The organism is Melaminivora alkalimesophila (assembly GCF_000282995.1).
Classification (GTDB): Bacteria; Pseudomonadota; Gammaproteobacteria; order Burkholderiales; family Burkholderiaceae_C; genus Melaminivora; species Melaminivora alkalimesophila.
On the sequence record NZ_ALEE01000471.1, the window covers coordinates 1 to 359 of the forward strand.

Genomic DNA, 359 nt, shown 5'->3' on the forward strand with positions numbered 1-359 from the left:
GCGACCTCGCGCACCACCCGGGCCTGGCCGAACAGCTGCACCTCGGAGCCATCGGCATTGCTCAGGGCACGGCGCGCGCGCGCCGTAGTCACGCTGCCATCCTCGGCCACCGAGCGCATGCGCGCCTCCTCCACTTCCAGCGTATCGGTGTCCGGGTAGTGCTGCACCAGGGCGCCGCGCAGCTCGCCCGTCAGCCGCCCCGCGGCATCAAAGCTGCGCACGGAGAAGTCGCGCATGTAGTAGTCTGGCTCGTGGCGCGGCGGCTGCCCGGCCTGCATCTCCAGGGGCCGGGGGGCGTTGCGCACCAGCCACCAGCTGCCCAGCGCCAAGAGCCCCATCAGCAGCACCGGCAGGTACAG

General features: G+C 72.1%; 1 protein-coding gene. It reads right to left on the reverse strand.

The genetic code is table 11. The features are described from left to right. Nucleotides 1-359, reverse strand: a 359-nt coding sequence (gene lptC, locus A612_RS09125; protein WP_019374190.1) for an LPS export ABC transporter periplasmic protein LptC, incomplete at both ends; no start/stop codon positions are given.